17 protein-coding genes and 1 pseudogene are annotated in these 17384 nt (G+C 58.0%); 12 read left to right on the top strand and 6 right to left on the bottom strand.

What is annotated here, in order from left to right:
• Nucleotides 1-54 precede the first annotated feature (54 nt).
• Complete coding sequence (locus AC1RRP_RS12005) at nucleotides 55-717, top strand: outer membrane lipoprotein (protein ID WP_493036448.1); 663 nt, start codon at nucleotides 55-57, stop codon at nucleotides 715-717.
• On the opposite strand, the gene AC1RRP_RS12010 is transcribed toward AC1RRP_RS12005, so the two are convergent.
• On the bottom strand, nucleotides 714-1919 hold the full coding sequence (locus tag AC1RRP_RS12010; RefSeq protein ID WP_493036450.1) for an MFS transporter: 1206 nt from the start codon (nucleotides 1917-1919) through the stop codon (nucleotides 714-716). The genes AC1RRP_RS12005 and AC1RRP_RS12010 overlap by 4 nt on opposite strands.
• A 90-nt stretch (nucleotides 1920-2009) precedes the next feature.
• Here AC1RRP_RS12010 and AC1RRP_RS12015 point away from each other — a divergent pair, with 90 nt between their 5' ends.
• Nucleotides 2010-3230, top strand: coding sequence for an MFS transporter (locus tag AC1RRP_RS12015; RefSeq protein WP_493036452.1), 1221 nt, complete (start codon nucleotides 2010-2012; stop codon nucleotides 3228-3230).
• 173 nt (nucleotides 3231-3403) lie between these two features.
• Here the strand turns inward: AC1RRP_RS12015 and AC1RRP_RS12020 are convergent.
• Nucleotides 3404-4072, bottom strand: a pseudogene (locus AC1RRP_RS12020) (ATP-binding protein); the annotation flags it as partial.
• A 112-nt stretch (nucleotides 4073-4184) separates the two neighbouring features.
• Between AC1RRP_RS12020 and AC1RRP_RS12025 the strand changes: the two are divergent.
• From AC1RRP_RS12025 to AC1RRP_RS12045, 5 genes are all read left to right on the top strand, one after another.
• Nucleotides 4185-4880, top strand: a complete 696-nt coding sequence (locus tag AC1RRP_RS12025; protein ID WP_493036454.1) for a TnsA endonuclease N-terminal domain-containing protein — start codon at nucleotides 4185-4187, stop codon at nucleotides 4878-4880.
• Complete coding sequence (locus AC1RRP_RS12030; protein ID WP_493036456.1) at nucleotides 4864-6798, top strand: TnsB C-terminal domain-containing protein; 1935 nt, start codon at nucleotides 4864-4866, stop codon at nucleotides 6796-6798. The genes AC1RRP_RS12025 and AC1RRP_RS12030 overlap by 17 nt, the downstream gene beginning before the upstream one ends.
• The gene (locus AC1RRP_RS12035) at nucleotides 6795-7670 is read left to right on the top strand and encodes a TniB family NTP-binding protein (RefSeq protein WP_493036458.1); all 876 of its coding nucleotides are present in this window, start codon (nucleotides 6795-6797) and stop codon (nucleotides 7668-7670) included. The genes AC1RRP_RS12030 and AC1RRP_RS12035 overlap by 4 nt, the downstream gene beginning before the upstream one ends.
• Before the next feature lie 9 nt (nucleotides 7671-7679).
• Nucleotides 7680-8630: a TniQ family protein gene (locus AC1RRP_RS12040; protein ID WP_493036460.1), complete on the top strand. Its 951-nt coding sequence runs from the start codon at nucleotides 7680-7682 to the stop codon at nucleotides 8628-8630.
• A 677-nt stretch (nucleotides 8631-9307) separates the two neighbouring features.
• Nucleotides 9308-10225 (top strand): hypothetical protein, encoded by a 918-nt coding sequence (locus tag AC1RRP_RS12045; protein ID WP_493036462.1) that lies wholly within the window; start codon nucleotides 9308-9310, stop codon nucleotides 10223-10225.
• A gap of 21 nt (nucleotides 10226-10246) precedes the next feature.
• On the opposite strand, the gene AC1RRP_RS12050 is transcribed toward AC1RRP_RS12045, so the two are convergent.
• Nucleotides 10247-11788 carry a hypothetical protein gene (locus AC1RRP_RS12050; protein WP_493036464.1) on the bottom strand — a complete coding sequence of 514 codons (1542 nt, stop codon included), beginning with the start codon at nucleotides 11786-11788 and terminating at the stop codon, nucleotides 10247-10249.
• A gap of 308 nt (nucleotides 11789-12096) precedes the next feature.
• Between AC1RRP_RS12050 and AC1RRP_RS12055 the strand changes: the two genes are divergently transcribed.
• Genes AC1RRP_RS12055 through AC1RRP_RS12075 form a run of 5 tightly spaced genes read left to right on the top strand, consistent with a single transcriptional unit; the run spans nucleotide 12097 to nucleotide 15180 of the window.
• Nucleotides 12097-12372: a hypothetical protein gene (locus tag AC1RRP_RS12055; protein ID WP_493036466.1), complete on the top strand. Its 276-nt coding sequence runs from the start codon at nucleotides 12097-12099 to the stop codon at nucleotides 12370-12372.
• Nucleotides 12373-12374: 2 nt separating this feature from the next.
• A complete protein-coding gene (locus AC1RRP_RS12060) occupies nucleotides 12375-12731 on the top strand; it encodes a helix-turn-helix domain-containing protein (RefSeq protein ID WP_493036468.1) in 357 nt (118 codons plus the stop codon).
• A gap of 3 nt (nucleotides 12732-12734) precedes the next feature.
• A complete protein-coding gene (locus AC1RRP_RS12065) occupies nucleotides 12735-13733 on the top strand; it encodes an ImmA/IrrE family metallo-endopeptidase (protein ID WP_493036470.1) in 999 nt (332 codons plus the stop codon).
• Nucleotides 13730-14374, top strand: coding sequence for a C1 family peptidase (locus AC1RRP_RS12070; protein ID WP_493036472.1), 645 nt, complete (start codon nucleotides 13730-13732; stop codon nucleotides 14372-14374). The genes AC1RRP_RS12065 and AC1RRP_RS12070 overlap by 4 nt, the downstream gene beginning before the upstream one ends.
• Complete coding sequence (locus tag AC1RRP_RS12075) at nucleotides 14374-15180, top strand: thymidylate synthase family protein (protein ID WP_493036474.1); 807 nt, start codon at nucleotides 14374-14376, stop codon at nucleotides 15178-15180. The genes AC1RRP_RS12070 and AC1RRP_RS12075 overlap by 1 nt, the downstream gene beginning before the upstream one ends.
• Here AC1RRP_RS12075 and AC1RRP_RS12080 read toward each other — a convergent pair.
• From AC1RRP_RS12080 to AC1RRP_RS12090, 3 genes are read right to left on the bottom strand one after another with little or no spacing between them, the layout of a single operon-like run.
• The gene (locus AC1RRP_RS12080; protein ID WP_493036476.1) at nucleotides 15177-15851 is read right to left on the bottom strand and encodes a uracil-DNA glycosylase; all 675 of its coding nucleotides are present in this window, start codon (nucleotides 15849-15851) and stop codon (nucleotides 15177-15179) included. The genes AC1RRP_RS12075 and AC1RRP_RS12080 overlap by 4 nt on opposite strands.
• Nucleotides 15848-17035: a nucleoside triphosphate pyrophosphohydrolase family protein gene (locus AC1RRP_RS12085; protein ID WP_493036478.1), complete on the bottom strand. Its 1188-nt coding sequence runs from the start codon at nucleotides 17033-17035 to the stop codon at nucleotides 15848-15850. The genes AC1RRP_RS12080 and AC1RRP_RS12085 overlap by 4 nt, the downstream gene beginning before the upstream one ends.
• Nucleotides 17032-17367: a DUF4031 domain-containing protein gene (locus tag AC1RRP_RS12090; RefSeq protein WP_493036480.1), complete on the bottom strand. Its 336-nt coding sequence runs from the start codon at nucleotides 17365-17367 to the stop codon at nucleotides 17032-17034. Before AC1RRP_RS12090 ends, AC1RRP_RS12085 begins: the two co-directional genes overlap by 4 nt.
• Between the last annotated feature and the right edge of the window lie 17 nt (nucleotides 17368-17384).

The following is a 17384-nucleotide window of genomic DNA, read 5'->3' on the forward strand; positions in this document are numbered from 1 at the left end:
CGGGCGGGGCGCTGCCAGCCTTGTCCTCACCCGATCACCTGCAAGGAACATGACATGAGCGATATTTCCCCCGGCGCCGTTGTGGCGACCGGTACCAAGACCCTTTGGGCGGCCGTTGGCGTACTGGGCGTTGCCGTTGTCGGCCTGGGCGGCGCCCTCTATTACACACAGGCGCAGAAGCCGCCCGAGGCGGCTGCCGCGTCGCCCGCTGTTGCTGCGCCGGCAGCGGTGTCCGAGTCAGCGGGTCGCCCGCCGCATGCCGAAAAGGCCACGCCAGCGGTGCCGGCAGCTGCACCGAGGACCGCAACAACCAAGACGGCCAGGCCGGCGCCTGTCGCGGCGCCCGTGGAGGCCAAGGCCGCGCCCGCCAAGCCGGTCTGCGCCGACTGCGCCACCGTGACGGCGGTCACGCCCATCGAGCGCGAGGGCCAGGGCAGCGGCACGGGCGCGGTCGCCGGTGGGGTGCTGGGCGCCATCGTCGGCAACCAGGTGGGTCAGGGTCAGGGCAAGGACCTGGCCACCATCATCGGTGCCATCGGGGGCGGCATTGCCGGCAACCAGGTCGAGAAAAAGATGAAGAAGGTGACGGTCTACCAGGTGGACCTGCGCATGGACGATGGCAGCCAGCGCAGCTTGGAACTGAATGCGCCGGTCGGCGTGGGCGCGCGCGTGCGGATCGACGGCAACGCCCTGCTGGCGCTGCCCGCGGCCAACTAAAGACCGGGGCGGCGGGCCAGCCGCTGCGCCAGCACCAGGGCCAGCATGCCGATCAGGGCCAGGACCAGCATCAAGACCAGCCCCGAGGTGTAGGCGCCTGCTGGTGTCCACATCAGGCCCAGCAGCCAGGGGGCGGTCGCACGGCCCAGCGCCATGGGCAGGCCCAGCGCACCATTGAGGCTGGCGGCCTGCTCGCGGCTCACGTACTCGGCCACGGCCGTGCCCTTGACGATGGTGAGCATGCCGTTGCCCATGCCATAGACGGCGACGAAGAGCAGCACTGCGGCGATCTGCAGTGGGCCTGCCAGCGGGGCCAGCAGCAGGATGAGCAGACCCAGGGGAATCAGGCAGGGGATGAGGCGATTGACCTGATGCGGGTTCAGGTGGTGCTCGAAGAAAAACAGCAGGGCCCGGCCGCCGACCTGCAGCAGGCCCACGGCCGCCGGCACGGCGATGACCCAGGTCTCGGACAGGCCGTAGCTGCGCAACAGGCTGACCATGTGCGCGGGCAGGGCGGCCGTGACGCCCATGAGCAGCACGATGAACAGGCCCACCAGCAGATAGGGCGCGCTCAGCAGATGCTGGCGCAGAGGTGCATGCGCAGCCTGCGGATGCGGTTTGAGCGGCGGCGGCGCATCGCGCAGCACCCAGGCGTGGAGGGGCGCACACACCAGCAGGTGCAGCGCGGCCAGCGGCCACAAGGCCTGGCGCCAGCCCATATGTGCCATCAGCCAGGCGATCAGGGGCATGAAGACCGTGCTGGCGAGTCCGCCCAGAAAGGTGATGGTGATGATGGCGCGGCGGAAGTTGTGCGGGTAACGACGGATGACGACCGCGAAGGCCGGCGGGTAGAGCGTGCCGGCCAGGCCCACGCCCAGCAGCAGCCAGGCCCCGTAGTAGCCGGCCAGGCTGTCGATCTGGCTGTGCAGCGCCAGACCCAGGGCGACGATCAGGGAGCCGACGGTCATCACGAGGCGCTCGTGCCCGCGATCGATCAGCCGCCCCACGGGCCAGGCCAGCAGACCTTCGGCCAGCAAGGCCAGGCTGAAGGCCAGCGAGGCGTCGGCACGGCTCAGGCCCAGTTCGCGTTCGACGGGCTCCAGCAGCAGGGCGAACAGATAAAACACGCTGCCCCAGCTGATCAACTGGGCCAGTGAGAGCCAGCCGATCAGCGAGGGAGCCTGGCGGGCGCGCTTGTGCATGGCGGCGATTATGATTCAGTGTGCTTCTTGCGCATCGCCCTGCAGATCCGGGCGTGTCCTGTCCGCCGATTCCCACTTCCACATTCCTGCATGAGTTCCGGCACCGCCACGATTTCCGCCTCCACGCGCCGCTCCGTCCTGTTGCTGTCCTTCGCCACCTTTGCAAGCATGGCGGTGCAGCGTCTGTGTGACGCCATGCTGCCCGAACTCGCGCGTGTGTTCAGCGTCAGCCTGGCCGAGGCGGCACAGGTGATCTCGGTGTTCGCCGTGGTCTATGGCCTGTGCCAGTTGTTCTATGGTCCGCTGGGTGACCGCCTGGGCAAGTTCCGCATCGTGACCTGGGCCACGCTGGGTTGCAGCGTCGGCAGCGTGCTGGCGCTTTTCGCGGCCAGCCTGGACATGCTGGTGCTGGCGCGTGTGCTGGTGGCGCTGGGTGCGGCGGCCATCATCCCGCTCTCGCTGGCCTGGATCGGCGACGCGGTGGCCTACGAGCAGCGCCAGGAGACGCTGGCGCGCGTGGGCCTGGGCACCACGCTGGGCATCACCGGCGGCCAATTGCTGGGCGGCCTGTTCACCGATACCCTGGGCTGGCGCTGGGCTTTTGCCTTCATGACGCTGCTCTTCGGCGTGGTGGGCCTGCTGCTGTGGCGCGATGAACGGCGCCAGCGCGGCGAGGCGCCGGCCACGCACAACCCCGCGCCTGAGGTGCGCCCGGGGTTCGTGCAGCAGGCGCTGCTGATCGTCACGGGGCGCTGGTCGCGGATCGTGCTCATCGTCGCGCTGATCGAAGGCGCCTCCGGCTTCGGCGTGCTGGCCATCTGGGCTTCGCACCTGCACCATGAATTGGGGCTCTCGCTCTCGGCTTCGGGCGCCATCGTGGCGCTGTTCGGCCTGGGCGGCATGCTTTATATGGCGGGGGCCCGTTTCCTGATCCCTCGCCTGGGCGAGCATGGCCTGGCGCGCGGCGGAGTGACGCTGCTGGGCCTGTCCGCCGGGGTGATCGCCTACGCACCGGTCTGGTGGCCTTCCGTGCCGGCCAGCCTGCTGGCGGGTTTCGGCTTTTTCATGTTCCACAACACCATGCAGGCGAATGCCACGCAAATGGCGCCGGCTGCGCGCGGTACGGCCGTGTCACTGTTTGCCTCAGCCCTCTTCATGGGCCAGTCCATCGGCGTGCTGCTGGCCGCGAATCTGGTCGGCCGGTACGGTTCGACGGCGGTGATCGCCGGCGGCAGCGCCGTGCTTGTTGCCGTAGGGCTGGTTTTTGCGCAAGCCCTGCGCCGGCGTCAGGCGCTGATGTTGCTGGAGTAGGGCCTGTCCCCTGGTACTGCGCCCCAGAAGTATCGAAACACGAAAGCGCGCCCTCGCGCGCATGGCCGCGTTGCAAATCCTCGCCATAGCGAAGGCTATGGCTGTGGTTTGCGCCTGGCCCTGCGCACGAATTCATCGCTTTCCTCATGCTCCTCTACCTCTGGGTTGCAGTACTAGTGGCGGGCCTGCCGGTACTGCAGTGCCTCGGCCACCTGCTCCAGCGTGATGCGCGGCGCACCGGCCAGGTCGGCAATGGTGCGTGCCACCTTGAGCGTGCGGTGCAGGCCACGCGCCGACCAGCCCAGGCGCACTGCGGCCGCATCCAGAAAACGCAGGGCGGCTTCCTCTGGCCGGGTGTGCGTGTCGATCTCCTGTCCATTCAGCAGGTGGTTGGGCTTGCCCTGGCGGGCCAGGGCGCGTTCCCGCGCGGCGGTGCAGCGTTCGCGCACGGCCGCGCTGGCCTCACCCGCCTTGGCTTGCAGCAGCTCGGCCGCCGGCAGGGCTCCCACCGGCACGTGCAGGTCGATGCGGTCGAGTAGCGGGCCGGACAGCCGCCCCTGGTAGCGCGCCACCTGGTCGGGCGTGCAGCGGCAGGCCCGTTGGGTCGAGCCCAGGTGGCCGCAGGGGCAGGGGTTCATGGCGGCCACCAGCTGGAAACGCGCCGGGAATTCGGCGCGCCGCGCCGCGCGCGCAATCGTGATGCGGCCGGTCTCCAGCGGTTCACGCAAGGCTTCGAGGGCGGCCCGCGGAAACTCCGGCAGTTCATCGAGGTACAGCACGCCATGGTGGGCCAGCGAGACCTCGCCCGGGCGCGGCGGCGAACCGCTGTCAATCACAGCCAATTCCTGAACTAGTCGCCATCACTTGCGCTCTAGAAAAGCGCTTGTAGACTATCTATTAATCGAACTTATCACATCAATTATCGTGACTGATCATGAAATAACAATAATTAACGTGACTGAATCTGCCGAAGGCGTTCGGAAGGTCCTGTCGAATTACATAAGCATGACTGGCAGGGTCGTAACTCTGGCTGGAGTCTCGCTCGAGTGCGAGAGCTCGCTCGAATATGACTTCGCTGAATTGCTCGACTTCAACTCACGGGTTGGGACGATTGGTGCGCAGCCAATGACCATCAAATACAGAGTGGCAGGGGAGTCAGGTGTCAGGCGGTATACGCCGGATTTCCTCGTCAAGTTTAGAAACTCCCATCAGAAAACTCCCTGGCAACCAATCCTTTACGAGGTGAAGTTCCGTGATGAGCTTGAAGAAAAAAAGCGGGAGTTGTCTTACGGATTTGCCGCTGCAAAGTTACTTTGCAAGTCGCGTCGGTGGCGGTTTCGGGTTGTCACGGAAACGTTTATCCGTACTCCGTTCCTCGAGAACGTCAAGTTTTTGCGAGGTTTTCGAACCTACCCAGACACAGGTGTGCACAGCGCGATGCTGCTGGAGGTTATCGAGCAGCTTGAGTTGGCGACACCGGCTGATCTGTTGGCCGCCACGTTTCAGGACATGCAGCGGCGCATGGAGGCTGTTGGCGTGCTTTGGCGGCTGATTGCCAATCGATCAATTGGAGCCAATCTGATGTCAAAGCTGACTATGTCGTCTGAAATCTGGCACGAGGAGCCGGTGCTCTATGCAGCAAACGTCTAACGAGCCGGGGAGGTTCCTTCTCATCAAGCCAGGTGTGATCCTGAGCTTCCGTGGAGCACCGCACCTGGTGAAACGAGTCTCGACACCTGAGCGCGTATTGGTCGAGAACCTCGATACACATCAAGTGGAGAGTGCGTATGTGCATCAGTTGTCAGCATACAACCCGGCTGAAGCGCTAGCTGAAGAAGGCCCGGCAAGATCTGCAGCTCCGGAGTTGGAGACGTTCACCAAAGAAGAACAAGAGCGCGCTCAGAAAATCTACAGCGTGCTTGAGCCAGTCCTGGAGCCGCACGGAAGGACGCGACAGTTGGTGGCGCAGGCTGCCAAAGAACTGGGCAAGAGTACAGGAACTGTCTACAAGCTGATCAGTAACTTCGATGGAGCGGGATTAGCTGGGTTCATACCTGGTAAACGTGGTCCCAAAGGGGGATATCGATTAGGCCCCAGGGTCGAAGAAATCATTGAGGAAATCATCAACGATGTCTACCTGAATTCTCAAAAGAAAAAACAAGTAGATGTGATTGGTGACATCAGGGAGCGGTGTGAAGTCGAAGGATTACCAGTGCCTCACGACAACACCATTCGAAATCGCATTACCTCCATCCCCGGAAATGTAGCCCTGCGGCGCCGAGGGTACAAAAAAGAGGCCGACAAGAGCTTGCCAGTGCCTGGTGAATTCCCGAAGACAAGTGGTCCTTTGTCGGTCGTTCAGATGGATCACACGCCGCTTGATATTCTGGTCGTGTTCTCCGAAACGCGACAGTATTGGGGACGGCCCTGGTTGACGCTGGTCATCGACGTGGAAACCCGAGTGATTGTTGGCTTCTACTTGAGCATGAGCCGACCTTCGTCTGTTGCCGCCGGCATGGCAATTGCCATGGGCATCTTGCCGAAAAAAGACTATCTTGGGTCGCTCGGTCTTTCCGGAAACTGGCCGGTGTGTGGAATTCCGCGTCGACTTCACTGTGATAACGCACGCGAATTCAAGGGGAAGACGTTAGAGAACGCAGGCCGTGAGTACCGCATCGACTTGCAATTGAGGCCGGTGAAGACGCCAGAGTACGGCGGGCATATCGAACGGATGGTGGGTAACGTCAACCATATGCTGCATCGTAAGCCCGGGACTACATTCTCAAACATCAAGCAGCGGGAGGGCTACGACTCCAAGAAGAAATCAGCCTATACGCTGAGAGAGTTGGAGATTGAGATCGCTGATTGGATCGTCAACCATTATCACCAGACCAAGCATTCAGCGCTTGGGATCCCTCCGATCAAAGCATGGGAACGAGGTGTCATGGGGAGCGATGACAAGCCAGGTATCGGGTTGCCTGTGCTGCCGAGTGATCCTGAGCGATTCAAACTAGATTTCATGCCGGGCGATACGCGTGTAGTACAGAACACCGGTATCCGTTGGGGGCGAAATGACTTCTATCACGAAGTCTTGAATCGCTGGATCAATGCGACTGATCCTGAGCATCCGACGCAAAAACGCCAGTTTGAAATCCGTCATCACCCACAGGTTCGTAACAAGATTTGGTTTCTGGATCCGGAAGCCAAACAGTACTACGAAATTCCCAAGTACCCACCAGACGAGACTGACAACGATGAGGTCGGATACGAAGAGTATCTCGAAGCAGAGAAGCTAAGACATAAAGCCGGCCTTGCAATGGAAGACAAAGAAGCAAAGCGAGGATATCGGAACCGCAGCAAGGAGCGAGAGCAGCAAGCAGTAAAGACAACGCAAAAGGTCCGTCGTTCACACCAAAGGGCAGGCCAATCGGGTAAGCCGCAGGCAATAGATGCCAGCGAAATCGAGTCAAGAATGAGGCCGCAATCTCCCACCGAAGGAGACACCGGTAACCCGTTTGCTGCACTTTCCAAGAAGACTCTGACTGGCTTCCCAGTACGAAGCAAATGAGCTCATACGACCATCTGAACAATGAAGCAAAGGCGCTGCTGCAGGCGCCGCTTGATGAGCGGCTAAATCATGTCAGACAGCTTCATTACATCGAATATCCCGCGGCCGAAAACTCTCTTCGAGAGTTGCAAGATCTGGCGAACTACCCACTGACAACGCGGCCGCCATGTCGAGCCTTGATCGCCGACAGCAACAATGGCAAAACAACTCTAACTAGGGAGTTCATGCGGCGCAACCCGACGACGCTGGACGCGGCCGGGTATCCGCACTCACCTGTGGTTTGGATGGAAGCTCCTCCAGAGCCAGATGAGGGCCGATTTTTTAGCGCAATGCTCACTTCGCTGTCAGTGACTCATCGAGCTGATGCGAAGCGTGAGCGCCTGCAGGTTATGGCAGATGAAGAATTGATTAACCGGCGAGTCAAGCTTTTAGTCATAGACGAATTTCATACCATGCTGAACGGCACATCAAGGCAGCAAAAGGAATACATGAGCTGCGTCAAGAGGTTCGTAAATGTGCGCCAATTGAGCCTGGTGGTGGCGGGAACCGTCGATGTCACGCGCGCCTTGGCCACGGACATGCAGTTCGTGACCCGCTTTCAGAAAATAGCACTACCCCGCTGGATTGCCAATCAAGAGTTTCTCCAGCTATTGACGAGCTTTGAGTCCACGCTTCCTTTCCCCAAACCCTCAAAGCTGGCTGGCGAAGAGATCGCGTATCTCATTTTTCAGAACTGCCAGAACACGATCGGTGGCGTCAGAGATATCGTGACGGAGGGTTCAGAAGTCGCGCTCAAGGAGGGCGAAGAGCGGATCACATACAAGCTTCTGAAAGACGTATGTGATAAGTTGGGGAAGCGTCGTCTGCACTGAGGGGGGCGCTTGATCCAACCGAAAACTTCGACTGCAAAGCCGTTCTGTGGCGAGGCCCTGGGGTCGCTGCTTGTCCGTTGCGCATGGGGTCGCGGCGAAACGGTGTCGCAGTTTGTACGCTCAATCTGGAGAAAATGCGACCTCATGACGCGCGACATTGATCGGGCAATCAATGCAGATGCAAGTCAAGCTGTAGCCGACGCAATCTCACTTCCACTGTCGGTCGTGCAAGGAATGCAGCTGGAGAGTTGGATGCACGCCCGTCGTCTTGATGTCCAGCGCCATGGATACGCGACATGGATTACACCCGTTGGGGTTTATCACCGTGCTCGCTTGCGCTATGGGCAGCTTTACTGCCCTCAATGTCTTGATGCGAGTGCGTGTTGCTGTATCAACTGGCGTCTATCACATCAATGGATGTGTGTCGAGCACGGAGAATATCTGCTAGATGCGTGCCCGCATTGCGATATGCCGTTTGTTCCCTACCGACATGACTCCATGATCGTGAAGCGATGCGCGTGGTGTTGGCGGCGTTTGGCAGATGGCGTTACAAAAGATCGACCCAGCGCCAGTGAACTGACTTATCAGAGGCATGTCGACTACATATTGAATGATTGCACGGAAACTGGGCTGGCAAGACAGCAGGCGATGCATCGGACACTGACAACTCATGCAACAAAAGACGCGCGATTCTCGCGTTCAGGTGAACCATGGAGCTGGTGGCGAATCTCTGAGCGAACAGCGCTACTTGCAGCTGCTGAGGCAGCCATATACGAACTGACAGTACTCGCTGATCAAACTACTTTGATAGGCAACAAGCGTTTATCGGTTGCGCGAGTCAGTGGACAGGCAGATAGTAAGGTTGAGTGTCGAAGCCACCGAGCACATCGGTTGCTCCAAGCTGCCAAGCGCTATCAGCCGCCCAGGAAGAAGCCTGCAAAGGCTGAGGTGATTCGATGAGCGGTCGCTACCTGGGAAGTGCTGCACGAGCTAGTGAGTGCGATCAGTGTGGTCGGCACATGGACAAAGCACATCGAATCCATCAGGGTGGATCGTACTGCTCGATCTGTTATCCAAGGATCTTCCCGGCACGGCAGTGCACAGTTTGTGGGAGAACTGCTCGCGCACACAAGGAAGAAGCTGTGCCGATTTGTCGTGTCTGCCGGCTGGCAGATAGAACTTGCATCCGATGCCATAAGCCCACCCCCAGAGGAGCGCTGCGAGTTAGTGATGGGATTGCTTGTGGCAGTTGCGCAAGGTATTTCAAGCCATCAGGGAGCTGCAACTTTTGCGAACGACCCAGCCTACGCCTTAGTGCACTATCCAGAGCCCCAGAAATTGGACGTGTATGTGAGAAGTGCCGACGTGATCATGTCGCAGCTACATGCGCTTGCTGCGGCAAGCATAGAACTGTCTATTTCCAGGGAATAGACAGTTCACCATATTGTCGAATATGTGCGGCCGATCCAGCTGCGCGGCACCACTGCCCGGATTGTGGTGTCGAGGTGGGTGGGCTTGGTGAGGCGCCTTGCTTCACCTGCAGTATCAAGCGCTCAAATATTCGGAAGGTCCAAGCAGCGGAAGAGCTACTTCAGACGGAGGCTGTGCGTCGACTGACCAGAGAGTTTTACAGTTGGATGGATTCCCGTGGAGATGCAAGTAAGTTTGCTGCCGGCGCGAGCCGCTATGTGACATATCTGGCAAAGCTGGATTCCGCATTGGCGGCGGGAAGCGATGAACTTGGCAATGGTGTGCTCATCAAGACGTTCTCTACGGAGGAGTTGCGCCGCATGGGGATGTTGGCCCAGCACCTGGCCGAGACGGGATTGCTCACAGCGGATGGGGATCAACGGAGAACCAATTCAGAAATCCGGTTGATTGAGCAGAAGCTAGAAGAAGCAAGGCGTCAATCCTGGGGCGGCGATGTTGTGAAATACCATGCCTACATGAGGGATGGCAGAGAAAGAAAGCTTTTGGATCGCAGCGTACGGTTTTATCTGAACGCGGCAATCTCGCTGATGAAATTCACTAAGAAGACGACAGTCCGTTCGCTAGTGCAGGCGGATGTAGACAGGTACCTTCGGCACACGCCAGGTGCGCGCGCATCGCTTTCCCCATTCTTGCGCTATGTTGAGATGGTTACGGGCGTTAGCGTCAAGGTGGTTTCCAAGAAGAAATCTTCAAGCACCAAGCGAGCGAAGATCAGAGAGATAGCTGAACTACTGAGGCTCGTCACCTCTGAAGAGACGTCCTGGCCAGCTCGTCGTGGATGCTTTGCCCGAATGCTTGCCTTGCTTTATGCACGGCCAGTGCAAGATATCGTGAAGTTACGGACCTCTGACGTGCGCGAATACGCAAAAGGCTATCAGCTGCGTTTCGGAGATGATTGGTGCGATATTGAGCCGGACCTCACTTCCAGCATAGGGCCGCTATTGGCTCAGGCCGAAGGGTTGCGGCTGGTTCATGACCCATGGCTTTTCCCTGGAAGATCCGTAAACGATCATCTCAGTTCTGCGGCTGTGACGTCCATCATTCAGCGCTTGATTCCAACCTAACTCATCAAGTGGCGGGTGGACTTAGTCATGCTTGCGTCGAAGCTCCTTCAGCGCGGCCAACGCGCCCAAGCGCCGCAGAGAAGCACCCTGGTAAGAGTGGCGCTTCGCAATCCAAATCACTTCATCGTGGACTGTGCGCAGCGTGTCTGCGCTCCACACACCCGACCTAACGACAGCAGCCTTCAGAATGCTGCGAAGAGTGGAGGCCGAGAGGCTGTTGCCAGGGGTCCTGGGCTTGAGAAGTAGGTATTTCTGGGTAATTCTGCGGACAGGCTCAATCTCTAGCCAGTAGCTGACGAATCCGTCCGCGCTTACCAGTTCGCTGACCCAGCATAGTCGTGGTCGAGACTGCGTTCCGGGCACAAGTGCCCAACTCTGGGGGGCGCCACCGATTTCAATTGGGAACTGGCAATATGATGCCAGCTCGGTTGTGCGCGGATCAACCAGGTCGTAGTCACGTCTAGATTGAAGATCGCCATGCTCGATCATTTCTTGGAAGCAGGTGCTGAGAGCGTGGAAGCGACTTTGAATTGCGGTGTGCTCGTCTGGATTAAATGATCCCCGTGATAGAGACCCATGCGAACCGCGTTTTCCTGTCGACACAAAGCGGTTTCGAGGTTGTTGGTTCTCGACGCTGGAGATTTCTCTTTCAATTTCTGTCTCGCGAACATAGGTGCGCTTGACACGAGGTACGTCATCCCATGGATCATCCATGGGGATCTGTGTTACCCGTTGGCCATAGCGGGCATCCTCTGGCCCGCCAATGTGTGTTTGTTCATCTTCGTCATCTTCCCTGATCCGGTTAATTGCTTTGGGATTGGTCGTATCCTCGGTCAACTTCAGCTTGGGAATTACAAGGTGCTCTTGAGCGATGCTGACCGGCATCGGGACCGACGGGAAAGACGCTTGCGCAATACGCAGCACGAGCACCGTGTCATTTGAAAGTCTTTGACCCAAGAAGCTGATGCGTATTGAGTCATCGGCCCAAGGAGGGCGAGCAACAATCCAGTGACTGTTGCGACGTTCTCGATTCCTTGCATTCTCTAACTCTAGATAGACAGATGCTGCCGCAGCTTTGGCTACGTCGATCAGCCCGAATCTTGCTAAAGCCAAACCAGCGATGTCAGACATCTGGCCCCGAGGCCAGATGGTGTAGCTTTTGCCGTCTGGTGAGACTCCAGTGCGATCAGCCAGTACAAGCTTCTTGAGTTCGGTAGACCAGTGACCGGATAGCAAGGCGTTGGAAATCTCGCTGGACACAGCAAAGAAGCGCCGAAAGATTTCGTAGCAGGGAATCAACAAGGTCAGTCCACTGTCTGTAGTGCAGCGGATCAAGAATCCATCGTAGAAAAACTCCTTCTCTCCTCTGTCGTTCTCACCAGAAAGAGGATAGTCAGATCGATTTACATGCTTGGCGAAGCCATTGCCAATTGGGTCGTTGGATGAAACGATGCCCCAAGATTGCGCAGAGAGTACTTCACGCTGAAACTTCTGATCTTCAGGCAGTGCATGCAGTCTTTCCTGTCGTACACCGTCCCTCCAGAATGAGCCAATCGGGAACATGGCTACGGATCCCGCAGACTCTTCAAGCCACATGACTTCTGGCAAGCCGGAGGGGCGTAGCACGCACCGAAGGTTTTCTGGTGAAGATTCATCGATCCTGGCCAGCCAAAGGTGAATGCGTGGGGTGGCCTGCTCGGTTCGAGGTTGACTAATTCTTCCGGCCCAGATTAGGCGGTACAACTGACCGTCCAGGGGGAGTCGATGAAAACGCTGCATTCGGTTTCGGGCTTTAGCCTGGGGCGTTGGGGGCTCTTGACAATCTTACCACGTCATGTATGATTTTCGTACTTAATGGAAAAGAGGTTGCCATGAATGCCAAACAAAAAGAGCAAGTGCGAGAAGCACTTGAGAAATTCTGGGAAGAAACTCGTATAGCCGTCGAAGAGACCGAGAAAGTCGAAGGACTCATTGATGAGCTTGACTCTCAATCGGCCATTGATGTTGTTCTCCGTATCGAGAAGATACTGGCCGGCATGGAAATACCCGAGGAAAAAGTGATACGCCCGGGTGGATACAACAGCAAGCAGCAGTTCCTCGAGGATTTCCTCGCGCGGCTAGACCGCTTTTTGGCTAAGAAGGAATAGCCGTGAGCTCCGCCGACGATAAGCGATTACTGGTAGCGGCGCGGCTTCGTGAGGCACGCGAATACCTGGGGTTGTCACAAGACGATGTGGCGTCTGCCCTGCAGTTGTCTCGCCCCGCTGTGACGAACATGGAGTCTGGCACGCGCAAGGTCGATGCCTTGGAGCTGGAGCAGCTCGCTCAGCTATTCGGTCGCTCAGTGCAGTACTTCCTGGGAAACGAAGAGGTCGTGCCAGACAGCAAAATCGCCTTTGCGGCACGTACCCTCAAAGGCTTGAGTGACAAGGACCTTGAGGAGGTCGCCAGGTTCGCCGAGTTCTTGCGCACCTCCTCTACCAAGAAAACACCAGGGCGGAGGTGAGCCATGCTTTCTCGTTCCGAAATTTTGAAGGTCGCAAAATCCGCAGCGCGGGTACTCGACGACTTCGGAATTCGAGACATGGTACTTACTGACGGATTTACGCGTGTGGATCCGATCAGATTGGCCGAGCGCGCAGGTCTGCATGTCATGTGTCGACCGCTGAATCAACTACTGGGCGCGTTTATTCGTGAAGATCAGCCCGGGATTCTGCTGAACACGCAGCGCTCAGCCGGCATGATTCACATGACGTGTGCCCACGAATTGGGGCACTTCTTCCTTAACCACGCTACGACGGCAGATGAGCGGCTGGATTACGGCAAAGATGCTGGCAAACACGAGCTTGAAGCGGACCAATTTGCATATGCCCTGGTTGCGCCATCCTGGCTTCTTGCTCATGTTGTACGGGCGCGGGATTGGGCGCTCAGGTTAAGGGACCCGCATGTGGTCTACCAGCTGTCTTTGCGATTGGGCCTGAGCTACGAGGCGACTGTTTGGACTCTGATGCGTCAGAAGAAGATCGATTCGCCCACGGCAAAACAGCTTAAAGCGCACAAACCCATTGCGATCAAGCGCGCCCTCCTCCGTCCAGACCAGTCGATCACGGTCAACCAAGATGTTTGGATCCTCAATCCGGAGGATCGCAATTGTGTTCTGCAGCCTCGTGTCGGCGATCGATTCATGATGTCTTTGCCCGATCGTGGAAGCGCGGGACTCCTGTGGGAGGCGCAGGATGCCCAAGCGGCTGGATACACCTTAAGCCCGATGCCCGTAGAGCCCATTCAAGACGACCAGGTATGGGTCGGTGGTGAGCGGCAGGTACTCTTTGAAGTCGAGGTGGGAGAACACCCGTCCAAAATCCAGCTGGATCTGCAAGAGAGAAAACCTTGGCAGACAGCTACGCCGGCGACCACAGAGGTCAAGCTGGTTGCGCAGTTCGAAACCATCGACGAAGGGCTTGCGCCAGAAAGCAGGAAGCGCTTGCTTGAGGGCTTCCGGGGATGACGACGACCATAACGACAGATCTGACTGGGGCGTTAGGGCCTGTGCGCGATCAAGGTGCGCGTTCGACATGCTTGGCCTTTGCTCTTTCGGATCTGCATCGCCATAAACATAAGAAAGTGGAGATATTGAGTCCAGAGTATCTCTACAGGGCGGCAGCGGCGCTGACTGCAGGCTGGCAGCCGATGCGTGGGCTGCCAGTCGCATCCGGATTGGCGGCAGTGAGCAGTCCAGGACAGCCTGAGGAAAAGCATTGCCCTTACCAGCCCAACGAGCCGGCAGAACTGCCGCCGCGGGTCCCGCCGGCTACCTATCCTCTGTATACGGCACCCGGGTCGCAAACCCTGGTGTCGGTGCCAAAGTTGGTTGCATTGCTGCAAGCGGGAACGCCAGTGGGTTTGGTTCTCCAGCTGAGCACCGCCTTCTTCAGTCCCGTGAACGGCGTGGTTGCTTTCCCTTCACCGCTTGCGCCCACAAACGCGGTCCACGCTGTGATAGCCGCTGGACTTGGCACCGAAAAGTCACTTGGGCCGTGCGTGTTAATCCGCAATAGCTGGGGAGATACCTGGGGCGTTAATGGCAATGCCTGGGTTCCGATGACATACGTGCAACAGCACGGACTATCAATGTTCGAGGTGACGTGATGGCTTATTTAATCGATGACAAAGAGCGTTTTGTCCCGACATGGGTCGCAGCGGTTAAGCACCTGCAGGCCAATGGCCGGCAGGTGAAGAACCTGGTACTGGAGATAAACAAGCCGACGATAGTCACGGCTGCTGACCAAGTCATCCTGGCAAGGGTTGACCAGGAGCTTAGAAACAACCTGGAGGCAAATCCCAAGGACCCAGATTTGTCGATCAACACTGTTGCAGGAACGATCTTTCCACAGGGTGTGTACTCGCGGCATGGCGCCCCTGCGTTCTACGGCAAATTCCAGGACCTCATGAAAAGGGGCAAGAAACCTCACACGTGGGGGACTTATGCGTTACGCCTGATGTATCGAGTGAGCCCTGGAGGCCACATTCTGAACCCCTTGCAGGATGTCGTCGCGAAGCTGCACAAAGCCGCAAATGGTGGCAAGGCGGTGAAATCGAACTACGAGGTGGGCATGCACGAGTGCTATGCCGATGCCGACTTTGATGATGGTGCGGCCGAGGTGCCCATTACAGATCCCTTCAAGGACACCAGGGACCGCGGCATTCCTTGTCTAAGTCATCTCACATTCAAATTGCTCGATGGACAAGTTCATCTGACAGCGATCTACCGCACGCATTTTTACTGCCAGCGGGCTCTTGGAAATCTTAAGGGGTTGTCGCAGCTGCTGAACTTCGTGGCCACCGAAGCAAAAATCGAGGTCGGCACCTTGACGTGCATCTCCACATTGGCTTGTCTTGATGTCAAGAGTTGGTCCTCGGTGAAGAATGGAGATGCGGTCGTAGCTGCTCTTTAGAAAAGAGCCACCTGTGTACTTGCTGCGCCCGGTCTGACGGATCGCAGCCCGTACACAGCGGCGATGCCTTGTCTGAACTCTTTCGTTCCCCCGTAGCTCGGGTGGCGAACAATGGACACTTTTAGACCGAAGCGTTTGGCATATTGAGCCGCATCTTGCCCGATCGAAACGGCACGCCGAATATTCAATTCCTTGAATAACAGTGCGTTGATGCCTTCTACCTGTGCAAGTTCACTGGCTTTGAATTTCCGGTTACTCATCGCATCACCCTCTTCGTGCGGATGGAAGGGAAATACGTTCCAAAGGAGCGGTGGAATGTCCAGCTGTGGCAGTGCGCCCCAAATTTCTGTCGCAGTACGTTCTGAAACCTCGTCTCCCCTGGTCGTACGGACTGCGTTGGCGCCGCGATACACGCGTGCAACCCATGGCAGATGCGACTCGTCAGTGAGGGCCAAACCGGTTCGTCGACCACCGCGGTAGCCTAGATCTCGACCCATCCAGACCGTATCGGCGCCGACGTCCAGCAGTGACTGCAGCATCGCTTGCAGGTTCTGGCGCCGCAGCTTGGCCGCGCCAGGCAGATCACGGTGGGGACATATGTCGCTGTATGGGTTGAAAACACTAGGCAGCGAGATCGACGCGAGCTCGTCCAAAAACTTGGTGATGTTCATGCTGTATCCGTATCGGGCAACGGCTTGTAGCGCAGAGCGTGCCTGGCCAAATCGACTTCCACGATGCCTCCTTTGTTTTCAAACAGCTGCCGGAAGACGCGGAATCCCTCAAGAATAGCTATTTCCCATTGCCACAGAGGGACGTCTTTTACTTCGAAACCCTGAACCATGCTGCGTACTTGCTGAAGAATGGCCAGGTCAAGCCGGCCTACCTCAATGTCTCGATAGAAATGGCGGCGCTTGGCGTCATTGAAGATCCAGGTGGCAATGCCCTCCTCGATGATGATTGCGCGAGCGCCATCTTCGTTCTCATCTACGGTAGAGACGCTCTTTCGCTTGAGCTTGAGCAGAGCCCGGATCACTGGCGACCAGCCCAGATGTGCGGCGTAGGAGAGATGAAATACATCGTGAAACCGATAGCCATCTGGGGGGTGCATATTGTCGGTCAATGGATCGCCGACGTTCAAACCTTTGATTTGTTGAACGATCCTGCGCCCACCGGGCGGACGTTCCCGGAATGTCACCTCGTATCGGGGTGCAAATTGCTCCCACGGCTGACCGACTCGCCTGGGAAGTAGGTACTTCGGCCTTTTCTCGGCAGGCCATCGATCGAAAGTCTTGTCCAGGTTGGAATGAAGTATGTCTGCCAGGTCCAACCGGAATGCAGCGGACAGGAGCGCAATCTGTGCCAGGCAGTCGCCCATTAACGCCGTGACCCAAGGCTTGGGTTGTTTTGAGATGTGTTCCCAGCCCAGGCTGACAATGTGCCCTGCCTGCAGGCCTGCTTGACGAAGCAAGTCCTCTTTGCACTTGACGAGCCTGGGTTCCTGCGCGGCGGCGAGGCCCTGGAGCTGGTTGATATGTACCGCCCCACGATGCTGCTGAACGCCTCCGCCGAGGCTGACGCGCAGGCTGATGTATGCGGCGTGAGCCAGGTCGTCCCCAGATACCTTGCACAGCAGCGCCAGGTTGGTAAGGTACCAAAGCGCATCTCCGAGTTCGACGTGCGCTTGCTTCTGTTCGGTCGTATCAAGTTGGTCGCGTCCAACTTTCTTGAGGGCTGACAGCAAGCTGCCAATCTCACCGAAGAAGCCAAAACTCAGTTTTCGATAGTGGCGCTCATCTGGGTCGCTGGCGAAGCGATCAGTCTTGAGTGCCAAACGTGCGTAGTCGTCGAACGTCACGGGCTCGAGAATTGGTGAATGCACAGTTCCTCCTCTTGCGGTCTTGCCGCGAGGTGGGTCTGGTGCGCCTGCTCATTGAGCTGTACGCGTAGACCTTTAGCGCGGGTGACCACCACTTCTTTGTGTGCTGCCACAGCTCCGAGCTTGAGCGCACGCTCACGCACGGACACGGTGACATCGTAGTGAGGATACAGAGTTTTGCGCTGGAACCACTCAGGTTTTAACCCGAGACGCGAGGCGAATTCGTGCAGTTCGTCGACCGTGTCCGCAACCATGTGACACCACTGCTTTCCTCGCCAGGAGATACGAGCATCGTCGACATATACGGGCATAGTTTGCAAAATGTGAT

The organism is Hylemonella sp. GW821-FHT12C09 (assembly GCF_058807395.1).

What these genes read in the sequence shown, in the direction of transcription:
- AC1RRP_RS12005 (WP_493036448.1), top strand. Translation starts at nt 55, where the DNA reads ATGAGCGATATTTCCCCCGGCGCCGTTGTGGCGACCGGTACCAAGACC.
- AC1RRP_RS12010 (WP_493036450.1), bottom strand. Translation starts at nt 1,919, where the DNA reads ATGCACAAGCGCGCCCGCCAGGCTCCCTCGCTGATCGGCTGGCTCTCA.
- AC1RRP_RS12015 (WP_493036452.1), top strand. Translation starts at nt 2,010, where the DNA reads ATGAGTTCCGGCACCGCCACGATTTCCGCCTCCACGCGCCGCTCCGTC.
- AC1RRP_RS12030 (WP_493036456.1), top strand. Translation starts at nt 4,864, where the DNA reads ATGCAGCAAACGTCTAACGAGCCGGGGAGGTTCCTTCTCATCAAGCCA.
- AC1RRP_RS12035 (WP_493036458.1), top strand. Translation starts at nt 6,795, where the DNA reads ATGAGCTCATACGACCATCTGAACAATGAAGCAAAGGCGCTGCTGCAG.
- AC1RRP_RS12045 (WP_493036462.1), top strand. Translation starts at nt 9,308, where the DNA reads ATGGATTCCCGTGGAGATGCAAGTAAGTTTGCTGCCGGCGCGAGCCGC.
- AC1RRP_RS12050 (WP_493036464.1), bottom strand. Translation starts at nt 11,788, where the DNA reads ATGTTCCCGATTGGCTCATTCTGGAGGGACGGTGTACGACAGGAAAGA.
- AC1RRP_RS12055 (WP_493036466.1), top strand. Translation starts at nt 12,097, where the DNA reads ATGAATGCCAAACAAAAAGAGCAAGTGCGAGAAGCACTTGAGAAATTC.
- AC1RRP_RS12065 (WP_493036470.1), top strand. Translation starts at nt 12,735, where the DNA reads ATGCTTTCTCGTTCCGAAATTTTGAAGGTCGCAAAATCCGCAGCGCGG.
- AC1RRP_RS12070 (WP_493036472.1), top strand. Translation starts at nt 13,730, where the DNA reads ATGACGACGACCATAACGACAGATCTGACTGGGGCGTTAGGGCCTGTG.
- AC1RRP_RS12075 (WP_493036474.1), top strand. Translation starts at nt 14,374, where the DNA reads ATGGCTTATTTAATCGATGACAAAGAGCGTTTTGTCCCGACATGGGTC.
- AC1RRP_RS12080 (WP_493036476.1), bottom strand. Translation starts at nt 15,851, where the DNA reads ATGAACATCACCAAGTTTTTGGACGAGCTCGCGTCGATCTCGCTGCCT.
- AC1RRP_RS12090 (WP_493036480.1), bottom strand. Translation starts at nt 17,367, where the DNA reads ATGCCCGTATATGTCGACGATGCTCGTATCTCCTGGCGAGGAAAGCAG.